The organism is Haloplanus sp. HW8-1 (genome assembly GCF_023703795.1).
GTDB classification, from domain to species: domain Archaea; phylum Halobacteriota; class Halobacteria; order Halobacteriales; family Haloferacaceae; genus Haloplanus; species Haloplanus pelagicus.
Genome location: NZ_CP098518.1, coordinates 3,328,522 through 3,344,479, shown reverse-complemented (window position 1 = coordinate 3,344,479; position 15,958 = coordinate 3,328,522). Strand labels below are relative to the sequence as shown.

The window sequence follows — 15,958 nt, the reverse complement described above, 5'->3', positions numbered from 1 at the left end:
TGGAACGGACGGTCGGGCGCGTTCCGGGACGACGCCCCCCCTGAGCCACCGACACGCCCATTAGCGCTACCGGTCATCGGGACGTATGGGACTCGTCGCCGAGTACGAGATTACCTGCGAGCACCTGCCGCTCGTCGGCGTCGCCGCGGCCGTCCCGGGGGCGACGCTGGAGGTGGAGATTCAGTTCAACCACGGTGACCGCCCGCCTTTCCTCGTCCACGCGACGGGCGAGTCGGGGACGGCGGTCGAACGGGCCTTCGAGTCGGCGGCGTTCGTGGCGACGTACACGCTCGTCGGGCGAGCGGGCGAGACGCGCCGGTACAAGATCCGCCCCGCCGTCGGGATGGACGCCCTGCTCGACGACCACCTCGACGACCTCGACGACCTCCGGGCGCTGGCGACGACCGAGGCCATCGTCGATCGCATCCGCGTCACGCCGAACGGCTGGATCCAGCACGGCTGGTTCGCCGATCGCGAGGCGTTCGACGAATTTCGCACGTTCTGGGTGCGCAACGACGACTTCCGGCTGCGGCGACTCTCGCGGGACGGCGAACCGGCGGCGCCGGGCGACGGCCTGACTGATCCACAACGGGAGGCGCTTCGGACCGCCTACGGCATGGGCTATTTCGAGATCCCGCGGCGGGCATCGCTCGACGACGTCGCCGCCGAACTCGGGATCACCGCCTCTTCGCTCTCGGAGCGGCTTCGCCGCGCCCAGACCCACCTCGTCGAGACGACCGTGGCCTCGACGTGGCCGCCCCTGCCGGACGCTAATAAAGGCCCGCACGACTGAGAGTCAGCGTTTGGCCGACGGCGGATCGATGTGCGCATCCAGTCATGCAGACGGTGACTTCCGCCGACGGCACGCGCATCGCGTACGAACGACGCGGCGACGGCCCGCCGCTTGTCCTCCTCCACGGCGGCCTGACACGGCGGTACTGGGACCCGTTCGTCCCGCACGTCGCCGACGACTTCACGGTCGTCGTTCCGGACCGCCGCGGCCGCGGCGACAGCGGAGACGCCGCGGCCTACAGCATCGAACGCGAGGTAGCGGACGCCCGGGCCGTGATCGACGCGGTCGAGGGCGAGCCGGTGCTGTTCGGCCACTCATTCGGCGGACTCCAGGCCATCGAAGCCGCCCGCGGCGCGCCCGTCGCGGGCGTCGTCGCCTTCGAGCCCGCCTACCTCGACGACGAGTACCGCGAGTCGGCCGACCTGGCCGCCCGGATGCAGACACGTCTCGACGCCGGCGACCGCGAGGGAGCGGCGAAGCTCCACCTCCGTGAGGTGGTCCACGGCGGCGAGATCGACGACTTCGACGCCTGGCTCGACGAGTGGCCGGTCTGGCCCGCTCCCGTCGACCACGTCGAGAACTCGCTTCGCATGAACCGGGCGATCGAAGCTCACCCGCTGCCCGACTCGCTCGACGTCGACGCGCCGGCACTCCTTCTGGCCGGGAGCGAGGGGCCCGCCCACCTCCACGACAGCGTGCGCGCGATCAGCGAGGCCCTCTCCGACGCCCGACTCGTCGAGATCGAGGGCGTCGGCCACGGCGGTCCGACCGAGGCGCCGGCCCGCGTAGCCGCCGAGGTACGGGCGTTCCTGAAGGCGGCCTCGCCCCGGACCGCGTAGACACAGTTTCCGGGCTACGGCAGGTATCGCACGCTCACCACGCCCGGTTCCGAGCGCACGACGACGCGGGCGACGCCGAGGCGGGCCGCCCGCGAGCGGAGGCCCTCGGTGTCGTCCAACACGTCTGCGACGGCCGATTCCGTCTCCGCCTCCGACACGGTGAGGACGTGAACCTCGCCCGTCCCCGCGCGCTCGCGGCGGGTGAGTTCGCCGACTGCCTGCTCGGCCGCGACCTCGCGGGCGAGCGTCGTCGGCGCCTCCGCGCTCTCCTCGACGCTGATCGTCCACCGGTCGGTCACGTCGGTGAGCCGCCACGCCACCTCCAGCGGCGGTTCCGGTGTGACCGTCCCCTCGATCGCTTCGCCGACGGTCACGTCCGGATTCGTCGCGAGCGTGTGGACCTGTCCGTCCGCCACGTCGGTGAGGATGGCCGAGTCGTCGTCGGCCGCCGTCGCGAGGAAGGTCCCGGTCTTCTCGTCGCTCATGGGCGACGGTAGGTGGTCGACGGGTTTCGGCGTTTCGTCACGGCGCGAATGATCTTTGTCGCTCGCGCCGCGACCACCGGTCGATGCTTCCGCTCTGGCGGGTGACGCGCAACCGGTTCGGCAAGCGACTCCACGCCCGCCTCGACGACTTGGGTGTCACCGTGAGCCGTCTCTACGAGTACCGGGCCGACCTCCCGACCGACGACGCCGCACCGCCCGCCGGCGTCGATATCGGGCCGGCCGACCCCGCGGCGCTCCCCGACGGCGTGCCGGTCGAGGAACTCGTCGACGCGGAGACGGTCCTGACGGCCGTCGACGGCGACGCCCTCGCGGGCTACCTGTTCCTGAGCGCCGGGGCGACGGTACCGGTGCCGGAACTCGGGCGGGAGATGAGCTTCGACGGCGGCTACGTCCGCCGCCTCTACGTCGACCGCGACCACCGCCAGCGGGGGATCGCTTCGGCGCTCGTCGCCGCCGCGAACGCCGCCGCCGCGGACCACGGCGCCGACACGGCCGCCGCGCTGATCGCCGTCGACAACCGCCCGTCGCAGTGGACCTTCGAGTCCCGCGGCTACGAACGGGTCGCACGCCACGCCTACGACCGCCTCGGCCCCCTCGTCCGCCGGCGGCGACGCCCGGTCACGGCGGAGTCACCTTCTCCGCCCTAAAGGGCGGAGCTTGTCGGTGAACTCCCGTTCTGGCCGACCCTACTGGGTGGCAGGCGAGTAGCCGCCATTCACGTTCAGCGTCCCCGACTTCAGGGCGAGGTGACGTGTCGCCCCTCCATGCGGAGACTTTTGCTCCGCACGGAGTAGCCGAAATCAGATATTCTTCGCCGCGTTGTAGTCCGCGTTAACCTCGTACCCGCACTTCTGGCAACAGAACCTCGCTTGTGACGGACGATTCTCGTCCAGCGTCGTCCCGCACTTCGAGCAACGTTTTGACGTGTACGCTGGGTCTACCTGCATGGCTTTGATTCCCTCCGCTTCGGCCTTGTACGCCGTGTAGTCGTACAGACGGTGGAATGCCCACGTATGGAACTTCTTGGCGCCCGGCATCCGGTCGCGGATGTCGGTCAACTCCTCGAAGGCTATCCGGTCGCAGTCGTGCGCGACGGCTTCTTTGACGATGGCTTTCGAGATCCGGTGCAGGTAATCTTCGACCCACCGTGTTTCTCGGTCGCCCATCCGTTCGATGGTTCGATGGGCTGATTCCGTACCTGTCCGTTGCAGGTCGCCACGCACCCGCTCGTACTCCCGACGGCGGTGATTGAGGTAGTCGCCGCTTCAGAACATTCCGGTTGACGTGACGGCAATCTGTTCGATACCGAGGTCCACGCCGAGGACTGTGCTGTTCTCGGCGTCGCCTTCGTCCGGTATCTCGGACTCCACATCGGCCTTTGTTCCGATGTGGAGAAAAAAGGTGTCCGTCGCGTCGCGGTACTGGAGCGTCGCACCCGTGACCTCGTAGTCGTCGTCGTGGAGGAACTTCGTGTGCGGGTTGTCTCCCTCTGGTGGAAAGACGTATTCGGCTTCGATACGTCCGTTCACCGTGGAGAGGGATACGCGGTCGTCGTAGAACGTCGCGCTCCGTTTGTCGTATCTGACGGATGGGGTCGTGAAGTGTGGTTGTGACGCCTTCTTGCCGTTCTGCCAGCGGGCGACGACGCCCTTGATGGCTTCGGCGGCTTTGTTGCGTGCGGATTGAACGAGGTTGGCTTGAAGCCGTGTCTGTTCGCGAACGTCGGAGTACGTCCGGTCGTGGAGTTTGGTTTTCGAGGTGGGCTTGTAGTCGTCCTGCCACGCGTCTTGGACGACGTAGTTGCACGCCCACAGGTACTGCTTGACGGTTCCGTGGAGGAGAGTCGCGTCGCTGTCGTCCATATCGAGTTTGACGACGACCGTGCGACGTACCTCCGCCATACTTCATGTGTAGAACCTTACATTCATGCAGGTTGCGTTTGGTGTGGGGAGTCGGTCGGCCACCGAACGGCGGTTGTTTCTCACCGTGTCGCGTTCCTCCCCGCGGTAAACGGCGGGGTTTCCCGCTTGTAGAAAGATGATGAATATATACTGAGAGGAATGTATATATTTAACTTTATATTATATACTCACGGGGCGAAAATTTATGGTTCGGGCGCTGGATCGTTCGCGTAGAGGCGTCATGACGAACAAGGGACTCTCCGCGATGCTGGGTGTGATCGATGGGCTCGACGGCCGGGCGAGTCGGGTTATCGAATCGTCGCGCGACGGCAACATGGTCGGGCGCCTCGGCGGCGCCGATTGGCTGAGTCTGGCCGCGTTGTTCTGTGCGTGGGTTGGCGGCGTCCTGTTCCTGCGGGGCGAACCGAACTGGGCGATACTGGCCGTCCTCGGCGGCTTCGTCTTCGACAAACTCGACGGCTTCTACGCCCGGACCACCGGCTCCGTCTCCCGGTTCGGACGCGGCATCGACTCGTTCATCGACGTGTTCGTCTACGTCGTCTCGGCCGCGTTGCTCTATCACTTCACGATGGCGCCCCACCCGGTCGTGAGCGTCGTCGTCGGCTTCGTCCTCCTGATGTTCGGCGGTCTCCGACTCGTCCGCCACACCACCGAGGGCTTCGGTTCCGACGGCGACGAGAGCTACTACGTCGGCACTACCGTCGTCCACACTCACGTCGTCGTGCTGGCGAACTACTATCTGATCACGCTTGTCGACCCCTGGAACGGCTGGCTCGCGGGGCTGACGGTCGTCGCCGTCTGCCCGCTGATGACCTCGCGCTACCGGGCGTACAAAACCGACGTGGGACACTGGCTGGTCGCCGGAGTCGGCTCCGTCGCCGTCGCGCTCAGCCTCGCCATCGAGTTCGGGGCGGTATGACGGTCCGGTTCGATCCCCATGTCCACTCGGCGGCCTCCTACGACGCCGACGCGCCGGTCGACCGCCTGCTCGACCGCGCCGCGAACGCGGGGCTGGACGCCCTCGCCATTTCCGACCACGACGCCATCGAGGCGTCGCTCCGGGCGGTCGAACGCGCCCCCGACTACGACCTGCTGGCCGTGCCCGGCGTCGAGGTGTCGACGGCGGACGGCCACCTCCTCGCCCTCGGCGTCGAGAGCCGACCCGACCCCGGGCGCTCGCTCCCCGTCACCGTCGACGCCGTCCGCTCTCTCGGCGGCCTGAGCGTCGTCCCCCATCCGTTTCAGCGCTCCCGTCACGGCGCCTCGGCGTCGGCCATCGAGGACGCCGCCCCCGACGCCGTGGAAGTCCACAACGCCCACACCCTCCTCGGCGTCCGAAACGAGCAGGCGCAGTCGTTTGCCCGCCGCCACAGCTTCCCCGGTATCGGTGCCAGCGACGCCCACTCCGCGTCGCTCGTCGGCCGCGGCTTCACCGAGGTGGCCGTCGATGCCAACCCGCTGACTACCGACGCCCTCCTCGACGCCATCCGAGCGGGCCGGACGACGCCCTGTGGGCGCCGGACCACCACCGGACAGTTCCTCCGGAAGTACCTCGCCAACGCGGCGCTGCTGGTGTGATCGATCCGTTCGCCTCGCCGGCCACCCGTCGCCGAGCGATCCGACGGGCGCTTCTCGTCACCGCATTCCTCCTCGTCGCCGCATTCGCTCTCTGGCGGTTCGCCCCGTTTCTGGCCGACCCCCGATGGCTTCGTGCGATCCTCGACTCGCTTGGCCCGTACGCCCCCCTGGGATTCGTCGCTCTCCAGACCGTCCAGGTCGTCGTCGCGCCCGTCCCGGGCCAGGCGCTCGGCGGCGTCGGCGGCTACCTGTTCGGCACCTGGCCCGGCTTCCTGTACAGCATGCTCGGGGTCACCATCGGGAGCGCAATCGCCTTCGCGCTCGCCCGTCGCTTCGGTCGCCCGTTCGTCGAGCGCACCTTCGACACCGACGCAGTCGATCGCTTCGACACCATCGCCGACGACACCGGTCCCCTGGCGCTGTTTGCTCTCTTTCTTCTTCCGACCTTCCCCGACGACCTGCTCTGTGCGCTCGCGGGCGTCTCGACGATGCGTCTCCGAACGCTCCTCATCTTGGTCGTCGTCGGCCGGGCGCCCTCGTTCGCACTCGTCGCCTACGCCGGGAACCGGGCGGCCGCCTCCCGACCGCTGGCCGCGCTCACGGCGCTCGCCGGGATCGCACTCGTCGCCGCACTGGTCTACGCCGGGCGCTCGTACGCCGACCCGGGCTAGCGGAGCCAGCGATGTACGAGCAAGAAGAGCCCAGCGGCGACCAGCGGGGGTCCGATCCCGACCAGTTGCGGCAGGCCGTACAGCGCCGCGACGACTGGCGCCAGCGTCCCGGTCGGCGTCGCCTGCTGGGCGGGTGGGACCGAAGCGACGACGCCGACGTACAGCGACAGGGCGAACAGGTAGCCACTCGCCGCGAGGCCGGCGTCGTACCGGCCGTCGCTCCCGCCCGCCCGTCGGTGACGACGCGCCACGAACAACACCGGAGCGACGAGAGGGACGACCACGAGCAGGCCGACCACCGCGAAGAAGGACCGCGAGAGAGTCAGCGTTCCGCCGCCGCCGACGGTGCCCGCGATAACACCGATCACGGCGGTGACGAAAAGCAGGGCAACGGCGACGGTCAGCAGTCCGCCGAGGACGACGTACGATCGGAACAGTCGCGAGTCGCTCGCCCGGAAGGCGTAGGGGAAGGCGCCGACGATACCGCCGTAGTCGTCTGCCATCGCCGGCCGTAGTCGTCGCGGCGAGTTAACGGACCCGGATTCGATCGCGCGAGTCAGCGGCGAACGTACCGCGCCGGCTCGTCGTCGACCTGCTCGGCGGCGTCCAGTAGCACGAGCCACCCGAGCAGGTCCTCGACGCGCTCCTGCCAGACCGACTCCCAGCGCGACGGGTTCTTGTGCCGCTCCCAGGCGGGTACCGTCCCGCGGACGGTTTCGAAGACGGCGACGGCGGTTCGTGGGTCGTCGTCGAGCGCATCCCGGACGGCCGCGGCAGCGAACACCCGATCGATCAGCGCCGCGCGACAGCCCGCGACCGTCGGCTCGACGTCCGTCCGCCGGAATCCCGAGGGCGTCTCCGCGGCGAGGTCGAGGGCGCGCAGGAAGGTGAGCCAGGTCCGCGCGACGTCGCGGCTCGGGAGATCGAGGCGGGACATGAGGCGGGCACAGCAGTCGTCCTCGGCGCCGGGAACGAGCGGCACCGCCCGCTGGGCGCGTTCGACGACGCCGAACTCGTCGGGGGCGGCGGGGACGAGTTTGAACTTCACAGCCCGAAGGATTCGGCCAGCAGATCGTGGTTCGTCTCGCCCAGCGCGTAGGTCGGCCCGTCGATCACGTCGACGGTGACCTGTGCGGGCGCGAAGACCGACTCTGGCACCTCGTAGAAGTCCCAGTCGGCGGCCTCGAACACCTGCTCGAATGGGGTGTCGTACTCGGCGGCGGCGGTCGAGGGCACCTCGTCGAACCGATCGAAGTCCTCGCGCACCTGGAGATACACCTGCCCGCCGTAGGCCAGCGCGTCGTTGGTGCGGCCCATCGCGACCCCTTCGTCGTGGCTGACGGGCGCGACCGGCGCGCTTCCGGCCGCCGACACCACGTCGGTCGGGTCGTAGCCGAGTTCGAAGAGACGAAAGAGCGCGAGTTCGGGGGCCCGGGCCGCGGCGCTGACGCTGCCGGCCATCGACCCCGTCGGATAGGTCGGCAGGAACACGCCGCTGGGGGCGACGCCCGCCCGATCGGCCACCTGTTCGGCGGTGCCGTCGCCCGGCAGCGTCGCCGCCTCGACGGTCAGCACCGTCAGGTCGAACTCGTCGTAGTAGCCGACTGCCTCGAACTCGCCTTCCTCGCCGACGAGCGCCCGCGCCGGTCCCGAGCCGAGGCCGTCGATGCCCTCGGCCACCAGTTCCCAGCCCGCCTTCTGCGAGCAGAGCAGGGCGAGCGCCGGCTTGTCGGTCGTCAGTTCGACGTGGGGGAACGGCGTCCCCGCCACCTCGTCCATGCGGGTCTGGATCGTCGCCAGTCCCGCGGTCTGGATCTCTGCGAGCAGTAGTCCGGCTTCGAGGCCACCGGCCGCCTCGACGCCGAAATCGAGGACCGTCGCCCCCGACCCGAGTTCGGTCACGTCGACGTTGAGTTCGCCGGCGAAGTCGATGGCTTCGTCGACCAGTTCGACGGCCATCCGATTGAGACTCTCCATGCCGGCGGGTTGGGCGCTTTCGGTTAAATGGGTTGTCGGTGGCGTCCGCTCACTCCCGGTCTCCCCGCGCCTCCCGTCCCAGCGCCTCCTCGACCCCCTCCACTTTCGCCGCCGCCGGGTCGTCGTTCGTCCGCTTGTCGTCGACTTTCAGCACCGTGCTCACGCGGTCGGCGTCCACCGCGCGGTGGGCGGCCTCGCAGGCCGCAAAGAGCGTGCCCACGTCGTCGGCCTCGATCACCGTTCCCATCGGATTCGTCTCGTAAGCAACGTCGAACTCGTCCAGTGTGGCGACCGCGTCCGCCACCTCGTCGGCCATGCTCCCCTCCCGAACCGGTGCGACGCTCAACAGCGCAACGACGGTCATGGGCGTGGGTACGGCAGCCGGAGGGATGGCATTATCGACCCGGGATATATCTCCCGTCGTCGCGTGGACGGGAGCATGGCTGCGATCGAGGTGCAGGGCCTCACCAAGGCGTACGGCGACACCCTGGCCAACGAGGGTCTCGAATTTTCCATCGCGCACGGCGAAATCTTCGGCTACCTCGGGCCGAACGGTGCGGGCAAGTCGACGACGATCCGCCAACTCATGGGCTTTCAGTCGCCGACAGCGGGCACCGCGCGGGTCCTCGGGGCCGACGTACGCGACGCGGCGGCCCTGCGGGAGACACGCGCCCGGATCGGCTTCCTGCCCGGAGAACCGGCGTTCTCGCCCTCGGTCACCGGCGCTGAGTTTCTCGACTACCAGGCCGCACTCAAGGGCGACGAGCGCCGCGACGAACTGCTCGATCTGTTCACGCCGCCGCTCGACCGGAAGATCCGGGAGTACTCCACCGGCAACAGGCAGATGCTCGGCATCGTGCAGGCGTTCATGCACGACCCCGACCTGCTCGTCATGGACGAGCCGACCTCCGGGCTCGACCCGCTCAAACAGGAGGCGTTCAACCGCTTTCTTCGCGAGGAACGGGACCGGGGAACGACCGTCTTCTTCTCCTCGCACGTCCTCGGTGAGGTTCGCCGCGTCTGTGATCGGGTGGGGATCATCCGCGACGGCCGACTGGTCACCGTCGAGGACGTCGATGAACTGCTGGCCCGCGGGGGCAAGCGCGTCCGCGTCCACACCGAGCGGCCCCTGACGGAGTCGGCACTCGGGATCGAGGGTGTCGTCGACTTCGCCGCCGAGGGGCGCGAAGCCCAGTTCACTTTCACCGGAGACTACGACGCGCTGTTCGAGGCCCTCGCCACCCGACGAATCGTCGACGTCGAGATCGACGAACCGCCGATAGAGGACGTCTTCATGCATTTCTACGGGGACGACGATGCTTGAGACGACGCGGTACGAGGCACGCCAGCGCCTCCGTGGAACCCTCGCCCTCGCCGTTCTGCTCGGCGCGTTCGCGCTGCTGGTCATCTACATCTACCCGACCATCGCCGAGTCGAGCGCCGACATCGACGCCCTGATCCAGTCCCTCCCGGAGTCCGTCCGCGAAGGGTTCGGTGCGGAAACGTACACCACCATCGAGGGGTTCGTCGCGGCGGAGGTGTACCAGACTATCTGGGTCCTCCTGCTCGGCCTCTATATGGCGTACACGGCCGGGGGTGTTCTCGCGGACGACGTCGAATCCGGCCGGCTGTACCTGGTGCTCGCGGCACCCGTCTCGCGCAAGCGCGTGGCCGCCGAGAAGTTCCTCGCCCTCGGCCTCCCCATCGCCGTGTTGAACCTGACGATGCCGCTGTTCGTGTTCGGCGGCACCGTCGCCGTCGACTATCCCCTCGATCCCTACTACCTCGTCGTCGTCCACCTCCTCTCGGTCCCGTACCTCCTCGTCTGTGGCGGCATCGGCCTGCTGCTCTCGGTCGTCCTCGACCGGGGTGACACCGCACAGCGCGGGGGGATCGCGCTCGTCTTCCTCCTCTTCATGCTCGATTCGGTGACGCTCGGGACGGACGCCGAGTGGCTGGGTGCAGTCAGTCCGACCCGATATATCGATCCGACCGCGATCCTCCTCCACGAGACCGTCGACCTCGTCGATCCGCTCCTGTTGCTCGTGGTCGCCACCGCGCTGGTGGTCGCCAGTCTCCGTCACTTCCAGCGACGCGACGTGTAGCGGTCCCGGCCTATGCATTTATGCGCCGTCGGGGGCCACTCCGGGGCATGAACGCGGACGTCCCCCTCCCGGTGCCCGCCGACCGAGGTCGATCGCGGCGATCGGACCGCCGGCGCCGATGACTGGACGACGAGCCCTCGGTGCGGTCGTGGCTCTGACGCTCCTGTTCGCGGCCGTGTCCCCGGCCCTCGGTGCCGGTCAGGTCATCGGCTCCCCCGAGATCGCCGTGTTCAGCCCGGACCACCAGGTGACTCCCGGCGAAGAGGTCTCCCTGCCGGTGTACCTCTCGAACAGCGGCGACCTGCGGCGGGCCGGGCCGTCGGAGTACGTCGATCGCGTGACGACCGCCCGCGGGCTGACGTTCACCGTCATGCCCGGTTCGGCACCCATCGAGGTCAATACGGGACGCTATCCGGCGGGAAGCGTCCCCGTGGGAACCGCCGGCCCGTACCCCGTCTCGATCACCGTCGCCGAGGACGCGACGCCGGGAACCTACCGGATTCCCGTCCGGGTACAGTACACGTACACTCTCTTCGTCGACTACGGGACCACTCCGCCGGAGTTCGTCGACAGCTACCACGACCAGCGGTACTATCTGACGCTCTCGATCCGAGACGTCCCGCGTTTCGAGATCGTCGACGCCGCCTCGACCGTCGGCGTTGGTGGTCGAGGCAACGTCTCGGTCACCGTCCGTAACGTCGGCACCGCCCCCGCACGCGACGCGACGTTACGACTCGATGCCCCGTCCGAGGAACTCCGTCTCGGATCGCAGTCGACCGGTGCACGGGCGTTCGCGGGGACGTGGGCACCCGGCGAGAACCGAACCTTCGAGTTCACCGCAAGCGCCACCTCGGACGCGGTCGTCCGCGAGTATCCGCTGACCGGCCGGGTCAGCTACCGGGACCGCGACGGTGTCGAGCGCACCTCTCGCAACGTGACGACCGGGATCACGCCCCTCGTCGAGCAGACGTTCGCGACGACGAACGTCTCGGGTGTCCTCCACGTCGGCGAACCCGGCACGATCCGAGGGACGATCACGAACACCGGGCCGCGGACGGTCCACGACGCGGTGCTCGTCTACCGGTCGTCGAACCCGAACCTCGATCCCACGGACGCCGAGGTAGCACTGGGGCGACTCGCTCCCGGGGAGCGCCGCTCGTTCACGTTCGAGGTCGACGTCGCGGACCGCGCGACCCCCACGACCCAGCAGTTGAACCTCACCGTCAGGTACCGCGACGACCGCCGGAATCGGCAGGTGAGCGACCCGCTCGAACCGTCGGTCCAGGTCGCACCCGAACGGGACTGGCTGGTGGTCACGCCCGAGGCGGCCACCGTCGACGTCGACACGGAGAACCGGTTGGCCGTCCGCGTGCGAAACGTCGCGCGCGTTCCGCTTCGGGACGTAGTCGCCCGGATTTTCGTCACGGCGCCCTTCTCGACCGAATCGCGACACGCCTACGTCGCGGCGCTGGGACCCAACGAGACGGCGACGTTCGCGTTCGGCCTCACAGTCTCGGAGGACGCGGTACCGACCCACTCCTCGGTGACGATGAACGTCACGGGCGAACGACCCGACGGCGAGGTGATCCCCGTCGGCACGTACGAGGTCCCCGTCACCGTCACCGCGCCGTCCGGGCCGACCGACACGGCCGTCCTCGCCGCTTGGATCGTCGCCGTCGTCGTCCTACTCGTCGGGGGCGGATGGTGGCTCCGGCGGTAGCCCGACACCGCTCCCAGTGATCGCCAGCCCCGTCCGGTGTGATACCGATCAATCGGGCGTGGCCGCGACGCGACCGCCCACGAACCGGTGGACGTCGAGACGGTCGGCGACCACGGGCGCGCCGACGCGGGACAGTCCCGTCACTACGACTGTCTCGGGGGCCCACGTAGCGGCGGGACTCGCCCCCGGAACGGCGTGGCGGATCGGCTGCCCCCGCTCAACGACACGCCTCGACCACCGAGGGCTCGTCGTCCAGTCGCACGCGGAGGACGTCGCCCTCGCAGCCGACCCGGACCGTGGCCCGCCAGGGATCGCTCCCCGTGACCGTCGTCCGCTCGTCGGAGGACGCGAAGGGGAGCGACCAGACGTGCCGGCGCGTCACGTCGACGCCGTGGTCGTGAAAGAAGGAGACGACGGCGGGATGGCTGACCACGAGTCCGCCGAGTCGCGTATAGAGCGATCCGTCGCAGGTGTCACAGGTGTGGAGGACGCGGTGTTCGATGGCCGGGTTGTCCCGCTGGGGCATCTCCGCGTCCGTCGGCAGGACGCGAGCGTCTATTCGCCCACAACACCAGGGGCAGACGCCCTTCGCCATCGACGCGATCTCGCGCTGGATGCGCTGGTTGGCCGCCCGGAGGACGCCCGCCCGTTCGCGCTCGGTCAGACTGCTCGGCGGGCAGAAATACTTGTAGAACACCGCGCCGCAGTCGCCCGCCTCGTCGCGACACCGCACCCGAAACATGCTGTCGTGGTAGCCGGCCACCTGCGGAGCGCCACAGACGTGACAGGTCGCGTCGAGTTCGAACGGCTCGATCCGCACTCGTTCGGTGAAAGTGCCGGCCTTCATCGCCTGATACACCCGGACGCCCGGATAGCTGAGGCGATAGCCCTCGTCGGTCTCCTCGACGAACTGCCCCACCAGCTGTTTCAGGTGGTAGTTGAACCGACCACTCCCCGAGATGTCCGCCCGGCGTCGCAACTCCGAGAAGGGGAGCGTCTCGGGAACGCCGGGCGTCGAGGCGTCGCCGAGCGCCCTGATGATCTTGATGCGCGTCCGGTCGGCCAGCAGCGTGAACGCGTCGTCCGGACGCAGACTCTCGGTGTCCTCGGTCACCGTTCGCACTGTGCGTGATACGCGCACATATACGCTTGGCCCCCGGCGACTGTCTCGGCAATCTCCGGGACGCAGTCCGCCGCCTGCATGGTGGATCACGCCGGGGGTTTTAGCCCCCCGACGAGTCACTGGATAGGGACGGATGTCGGACGGCGCTCTCGAATACCTGCTCGGGTCGGAGACGCGTCCCGAGACCCTGACTGCGCTCCGTGACGCCGGGGCGCTCCCGGCACGGCGACTCGAAGAGCGGGTGGCGACGTCCCGCCGAACGCTGAAGCGCACGCTCCGGACGATGGAGTCGCGTGGCTGGGTGCGTCCCGCGGCCGACGGGTACGAACTCACGGCGCTCGGTGAGGCGATACTCTCGGCCTACGACCGCTTCCGCGACCGGGCACGGACTGCCCGCCGGTTCCGACCCTTTCTCGAACGGACCCCGGCCTCGGCGTTCGACCTCGACGTCGAGGTACTGGCCGACGCCACCGTGGTTCGACCCGACGACGACCCCACCGCCCCCGTGGACCGACTCCTCGAACTCCGTGCCGAGGCGACGGAGGTGCGGGAGGTCGCGCCGTTTCTCCTCCGCGATACGGTCGAACAACTCGTAGACCGGGTGACTGGCGACCGGCCCCCCGACGTGACGCTCGTCCTCGAAGACGCCACGCCCACCCCGTCCCGGTTCTCGCCGGCGTACTGCGACCGGTTCCGGTGTCTGCTCGACGCGTCGAGCGTCGCGGTCCACGTCGTCGACGACGTGCCGTTCGCCCTCGGCGTCGCGGACCGTCACGCCTTCGTCGGGTCGACCGACCTCGAGGGGATGCCAGGGCCACTCCTCGAGAGCGACGACGCCGCAGTCGTCGACTGGGCCGAGCGATCGGTCGAGCGGTATCTCGACCGCGCGGAGCCGCTGTCGTAGCGTTGGGGCGACGGGTTCATTACCGATAGCGAGCAACCCCTCGACATGTACGCGGTGGTCGGCTGCTCCGAGTGTCACGCGCTGTGGTTGCTCGCGGACCCCGAAACGGCCGAAACGGCGACCTGTCCCCGCTGTCGACACCGTCATCGGACGGCGAGCCTGAAGCGCTTCTACACCGCCACGGACCGCGACGAGGCCCGCGAGGCCCGCGCGGCGATGCTCGCGGAGCGGGCCGACGCGACCGACGTGTTCGCGGCGACGCCGCACGCCGCCGACATGGACGCTGCGGCCGACGAGGCCGTCGTCGACGACGACGAGTATCTCGACGCGGCAGGGATCGACGCTGACGCCGCCGAGGCGGCGGGCGAGCGGGCGACCGGGACCGCCGGGAATCGGAGCCGACCGGCCGTCGTTCGCGACGCCCTTCGCACGCTCGATGCCCCCGACGAGGCCGCCGTGGTCGCGTACGCGGCCGACCACGGCGTCCCGGCCGACGCCGCGGCCGACCTGCTCGATCGGCTGGTGTGCCGGGGGGAGGTCAGCGAGTCCGACGGCACGTACCGGCTGTTGTAGGTCGACCGTACGGCCTCACCGTCCGAGCGACTCGTGGGCCGAGGAGAGGTGGCGCGAACCGAGTGCCGCGATCAGGGAGAGTTCGCCGGCAAGCGCGCCGACGGCGATCGCCTCGGCGAGGGCGTCGGCGTTCGATCCGGCCGGGTCCCCGCCACCGGCCACGCCGAGCAGTTCGAGGCCCTCGCTCTGTGTCGGCAGTTTCGTGCCGCCGCCGACGGTTCCCACTTCGAGACTCGCGAGCGAGACGCTGACGTAGAGGCCTTCCTCGCGCGCCTCGGCGGTCGTGATGGCGTTGGCCCCCTCGACCACCTGGGCGGCGTCCTGCCCCGTTGCGAGGAACATCGCGGCGACGACGTTGGCGACGTGTGCGTTGAAGCCGAGACTGCCGGCCTTCGCGCTCCCGACGTGGTTCTTGCGGGTGTTCACCTCGGCGACCGCCCCGGGCGTGGTGTGGAGACGCTCCTCGACCACCTCGCGGGGGATCGTCACGTCGGCGGTGACGCTTCGTCCTCGCCCCTCGACGGCGTTGATCGCGGCCGGCTTCTTGTCCGTACAGAGGTTGCCCGAGAGCGCGACCAGCGACGCGCCCGTCTCCGCTTCGATCAGGTCGGCAGCCGCCCGCGTGGCGATGGTGGCCATGTTCATCCCCATCGCGTCCTTGGTGTCGTACCGGAACCGGAGGAAGACCGAGTCGCCGACGACGTAGGGAGTCACTCCCCGGAGTTCGCCGTGGCTGGTCGTCGCCTCGGCGGCCTCGCGGAGGTGGTCTTCGTGGTCACGGACCCACTCGACGAGCGCCTCGGCCTCGGCCACGTCGCCCACCCGGAAGACGGGCGCGCGGGTCATCCCCGACTTGGTGACCCGGGCGGTCGCGCCGCCCGCGGCGTCGATCACCGAACAGCCGCGGTTGACGCTGGCGACCAGGGCCCCCTCGGTCGTCGCCATCGGGAGGTACCGCTCGCCGGCCAGCGCGCCGCCGTCGACGGTCACCGGCCCGGCGACGCCCATCGGGATCCGGGCCGCGCCGATCATGTTCTCGACGTTCGCGTCGGCGCGGTCGGCGGGGAACCCGTAGGCGCCGACGGCGTCGAGGTCGGCACCCGTCTCGGCTTCGACGAGGCGTCGGCGTGCGGTCGCCGCCGTATCGGCGTCGGCGTGGTCTTCGAGTTCGTGGACGCGCAGGTCGCCGTCGCGGACCCGCTCGACGAGGGCGCTCGCGTCGGTCGTGCCCGAATCGTCGGTCATGC

The 15,958-nt window shown here is 69.3% G+C and carries 18 protein-coding genes and 1 pseudogene; 11 read left to right on the top strand and 8 right to left on the bottom strand.

Going from position 1 to position 15,958, the window contains the following annotated elements; translation table 11 throughout:
• The first annotated feature begins 85 nt into the window (after positions 1 to 85).
• Positions 86 to 793, top strand: a complete 708-nt coding sequence (locus NBT82_RS17575) for a helix-turn-helix domain-containing protein (protein WP_251329396.1) — start codon at positions 86 to 88, stop codon at positions 791 to 793.
• A 44-nt stretch (positions 794 to 837) separates the two neighbouring features.
• Positions 838 to 1,632 carry an alpha/beta fold hydrolase gene (locus tag NBT82_RS17570; protein ID WP_251329395.1) on the top strand — a complete coding sequence of 265 codons (795 nt, stop codon included), beginning with the start codon at positions 838 to 840 and terminating at the stop codon, positions 1,630 to 1,632.
• A 14-nt stretch (positions 1,633 to 1,646) separates the two neighbouring features.
• Here NBT82_RS17570 and NBT82_RS17565 read toward each other — a convergent pair whose 3' ends face one another.
• Positions 1,647 to 2,117 (bottom strand): DUF5812 family protein, encoded by a 471-nt coding sequence (locus NBT82_RS17565; protein WP_251329394.1) that lies wholly within the window; start codon positions 2,115 to 2,117, stop codon positions 1,647 to 1,649.
• An 83-nt stretch (positions 2,118 to 2,200) separates the two neighbouring features.
• Here NBT82_RS17565 and NBT82_RS17560 point away from each other — a divergent pair, with 83 nt between their 5' ends.
• Complete coding sequence (locus NBT82_RS17560) at positions 2,201 to 2,785, top strand: GNAT family N-acetyltransferase (RefSeq protein ID WP_251329393.1); 585 nt, start codon at positions 2,201 to 2,203, stop codon at positions 2,783 to 2,785.
• A gap of 39 nt (positions 2,786 to 2,824) precedes the next feature.
• On the opposite strand, the pseudogene NBT82_RS17555 reads toward NBT82_RS17560, so the two are convergent.
• Positions 2,825 to 4,039, bottom strand: a pseudogene (locus tag NBT82_RS17555) (RNA-guided endonuclease InsQ/TnpB family protein).
• Positions 4,040 to 4,280: 241 nt separating this feature from the next.
• Here NBT82_RS17555 and NBT82_RS17550 point away from each other — a divergent pair.
• From NBT82_RS17550 to NBT82_RS17540, 3 genes are read left to right on the top strand one after another with little or no spacing between them, the layout of a single operon-like run.
• Positions 4,281 to 4,979, top strand: a complete 699-nt coding sequence (locus tag NBT82_RS17550) for a CDP-alcohol phosphatidyltransferase family protein (protein ID WP_251329392.1) — start codon at positions 4,281 to 4,283, stop codon at positions 4,977 to 4,979.
• The gene (locus NBT82_RS17545) at positions 4,976 to 5,638 is read left to right on the top strand and encodes a CehA/McbA family metallohydrolase (protein ID WP_251329391.1); all 663 of its coding nucleotides are present in this window, start codon (positions 4,976 to 4,978) and stop codon (positions 5,636 to 5,638) included. Before NBT82_RS17550 ends, NBT82_RS17545 begins: the two co-directional genes overlap by 4 nt.
• Positions 5,635 to 6,309, top strand: coding sequence for a TVP38/TMEM64 family protein (locus tag NBT82_RS17540; RefSeq protein ID WP_251329390.1), 675 nt, complete (start codon positions 5,635 to 5,637; stop codon positions 6,307 to 6,309). The genes NBT82_RS17545 and NBT82_RS17540 overlap by 4 nt, the downstream gene beginning before the upstream one ends.
• Here the strand turns inward: NBT82_RS17540 and NBT82_RS17535 are convergent.
• The 4 genes from NBT82_RS17535 to NBT82_RS17520 are packed head-to-tail and all read right to left on the bottom strand — an operon-like array spanning position 6,306 to position 8,650.
• Complete coding sequence (locus NBT82_RS17535; RefSeq protein WP_251329389.1) at positions 6,306 to 6,812, bottom strand: DUF8056 family protein; 507 nt, start codon at positions 6,810 to 6,812, stop codon at positions 6,306 to 6,308. The two genes, NBT82_RS17540 and NBT82_RS17535, sit on opposite strands and share 4 nt — an antisense overlap.
• A 53-nt stretch (positions 6,813 to 6,865) precedes the next feature.
• Positions 6,866 to 7,357 carry a double winged helix-containing putative transcriptional regulator gene (locus tag NBT82_RS17530; protein WP_251329388.1) on the bottom strand — a complete coding sequence of 164 codons (492 nt, stop codon included), beginning with the start codon at positions 7,355 to 7,357 and terminating at the stop codon, positions 6,866 to 6,868.
• On the bottom strand, positions 7,354 to 8,286 hold the full coding sequence (mch, locus tag NBT82_RS17525; RefSeq protein ID WP_251329387.1) for a methenyltetrahydromethanopterin cyclohydrolase: 933 nt from the start codon (positions 8,284 to 8,286) through the stop codon (positions 7,354 to 7,356). The genes NBT82_RS17530 and mch overlap by 4 nt, the downstream gene beginning before the upstream one ends.
• A 49-nt stretch (positions 8,287 to 8,335) precedes the next feature.
• A complete protein-coding gene (locus NBT82_RS17520) occupies positions 8,336 to 8,650 on the bottom strand; it encodes an MTH1187 family thiamine-binding protein (protein ID WP_251329386.1) in 315 nt (104 codons plus the stop codon).
• Positions 8,651 to 8,725: 75 nt separating this feature from the next.
• Between NBT82_RS17520 and NBT82_RS17515 the strand changes: the two genes are divergently transcribed.
• The 3 genes from NBT82_RS17515 to NBT82_RS17505 all read left to right on the top strand — a co-directional run bounded on the left by NBT82_RS17515 (position 8,726) and on the right by NBT82_RS17505 (position 12,111).
• Positions 8,726 to 9,610: an ABC transporter ATP-binding protein gene (locus tag NBT82_RS17515; RefSeq protein ID WP_251329385.1), complete on the top strand. Its 885-nt coding sequence runs from the start codon at positions 8,726 to 8,728 to the stop codon at positions 9,608 to 9,610.
• On the top strand, positions 9,603 to 10,391 hold the full coding sequence (locus tag NBT82_RS17510; RefSeq protein WP_251329384.1) for an ABC transporter permease: 789 nt from the start codon (positions 9,603 to 9,605) through the stop codon (positions 10,389 to 10,391). The genes NBT82_RS17515 and NBT82_RS17510 overlap by 8 nt, the downstream gene beginning before the upstream one ends.
• Positions 10,392 to 10,509: 118 nt before the next feature.
• Positions 10,510 to 12,111: a COG1361 S-layer family protein gene (locus NBT82_RS17505; RefSeq protein WP_251329383.1), complete on the top strand. Its 1,602-nt coding sequence runs from the start codon at positions 10,510 to 10,512 to the stop codon at positions 12,109 to 12,111.
• 217 nt (positions 12,112 to 12,328) lie between these two features.
• Here NBT82_RS17505 and NBT82_RS17500 read toward each other — a convergent pair whose 3' ends face one another.
• Positions 12,329 to 13,225: a winged helix-turn-helix domain-containing protein gene (locus NBT82_RS17500; protein WP_251329382.1), complete on the bottom strand. Its 897-nt coding sequence runs from the start codon at positions 13,223 to 13,225 to the stop codon at positions 12,329 to 12,331.
• A 142-nt stretch (positions 13,226 to 13,367) separates the two neighbouring features.
• Here NBT82_RS17500 and NBT82_RS17495 point away from each other — a divergent pair, with 142 nt between their 5' ends.
• Both NBT82_RS17495 and NBT82_RS17490 read left to right on the top strand, forming a co-directional pair.
• Positions 13,368 to 14,138 (top strand): helix-turn-helix transcriptional regulator, encoded by a 771-nt coding sequence (locus NBT82_RS17495; protein ID WP_251329381.1) that lies wholly within the window; start codon positions 13,368 to 13,370, stop codon positions 14,136 to 14,138.
• Positions 14,139 to 14,183: 45 nt separating this feature from the next.
• The gene (locus NBT82_RS17490) at positions 14,184 to 14,711 is read left to right on the top strand and encodes a DUF5817 domain-containing protein (RefSeq protein ID WP_251329380.1); all 528 of its coding nucleotides are present in this window, start codon (positions 14,184 to 14,186) and stop codon (positions 14,709 to 14,711) included.
• A 15-nt stretch (positions 14,712 to 14,726) separates the two neighbouring features.
• Here NBT82_RS17490 and hmgA read toward each other — a convergent pair whose 3' ends face one another.
• Entirely contained in the window at positions 14,727 to 15,956 is a 1,230-nt protein-coding gene (hmgA, locus tag NBT82_RS17485; RefSeq protein ID WP_251329379.1) for a hydroxymethylglutaryl-CoA reductase (NADPH), read from the bottom strand.
• Positions 15,957 to 15,958 lie beyond the last annotated feature (2 nt).

Bases quoted from the DNA above. Each gene is read 5' to 3' on its own strand.
- NBT82_RS17495 (WP_251329381.1), top strand. From the start codon at position 13,368: ATGTCGGACGGCGCTCTCGAATACCTGCTCGGGTCGGAGACGCGTCCC.
- NBT82_RS17510 (WP_251329384.1), top strand. From the start codon at position 9,603: ATGCTTGAGACGACGCGGTACGAGGCACGCCAGCGCCTCCGTGGAACC.
- NBT82_RS17560 (WP_251329393.1), top strand. From the start codon at position 2,201: ATGCTTCCGCTCTGGCGGGTGACGCGCAACCGGTTCGGCAAGCGACTC.
- NBT82_RS17550 (WP_251329392.1), top strand. From the start codon at position 4,281: ATGACGAACAAGGGACTCTCCGCGATGCTGGGTGTGATCGATGGGCTC.
- mch (WP_251329387.1), bottom strand. From the start codon at position 8,286: ATGGAGAGTCTCAATCGGATGGCCGTCGAACTGGTCGACGAAGCCATC.
- NBT82_RS17535 (WP_251329389.1), bottom strand. From the start codon at position 6,812: ATGGCAGACGACTACGGCGGTATCGTCGGCGCCTTCCCCTACGCCTTC.
- NBT82_RS17575 (WP_251329396.1), top strand. From the start codon at position 86: ATGGGACTCGTCGCCGAGTACGAGATTACCTGCGAGCACCTGCCGCTC.
- NBT82_RS17505 (WP_251329383.1), top strand. From the start codon at position 10,510: ATGACTGGACGACGAGCCCTCGGTGCGGTCGTGGCTCTGACGCTCCTG.
- NBT82_RS17515 (WP_251329385.1), top strand. From the start codon at position 8,726: ATGGCTGCGATCGAGGTGCAGGGCCTCACCAAGGCGTACGGCGACACC.
- NBT82_RS17490 (WP_251329380.1), top strand. From the start codon at position 14,184: ATGTACGCGGTGGTCGGCTGCTCCGAGTGTCACGCGCTGTGGTTGCTC.
- NBT82_RS17520 (WP_251329386.1), bottom strand. From the start codon at position 8,650: ATGACCGTCGTTGCGCTGTTGAGCGTCGCACCGGTTCGGGAGGGGAGC.
- hmgA (WP_251329379.1), bottom strand. From the start codon at position 15,956: ATGACCGACGATTCGGGCACGACCGACGCGAGCGCCCTCGTCGAGCGG.
- NBT82_RS17570 (WP_251329395.1), top strand. From the start codon at position 838: ATGCAGACGGTGACTTCCGCCGACGGCACGCGCATCGCGTACGAACGA.
- NBT82_RS17565 (WP_251329394.1), bottom strand. From the start codon at position 2,117: ATGAGCGACGAGAAGACCGGGACCTTCCTCGCGACGGCGGCCGACGAC.
- NBT82_RS17545 (WP_251329391.1), top strand. From the start codon at position 4,976: ATGACGGTCCGGTTCGATCCCCATGTCCACTCGGCGGCCTCCTACGAC.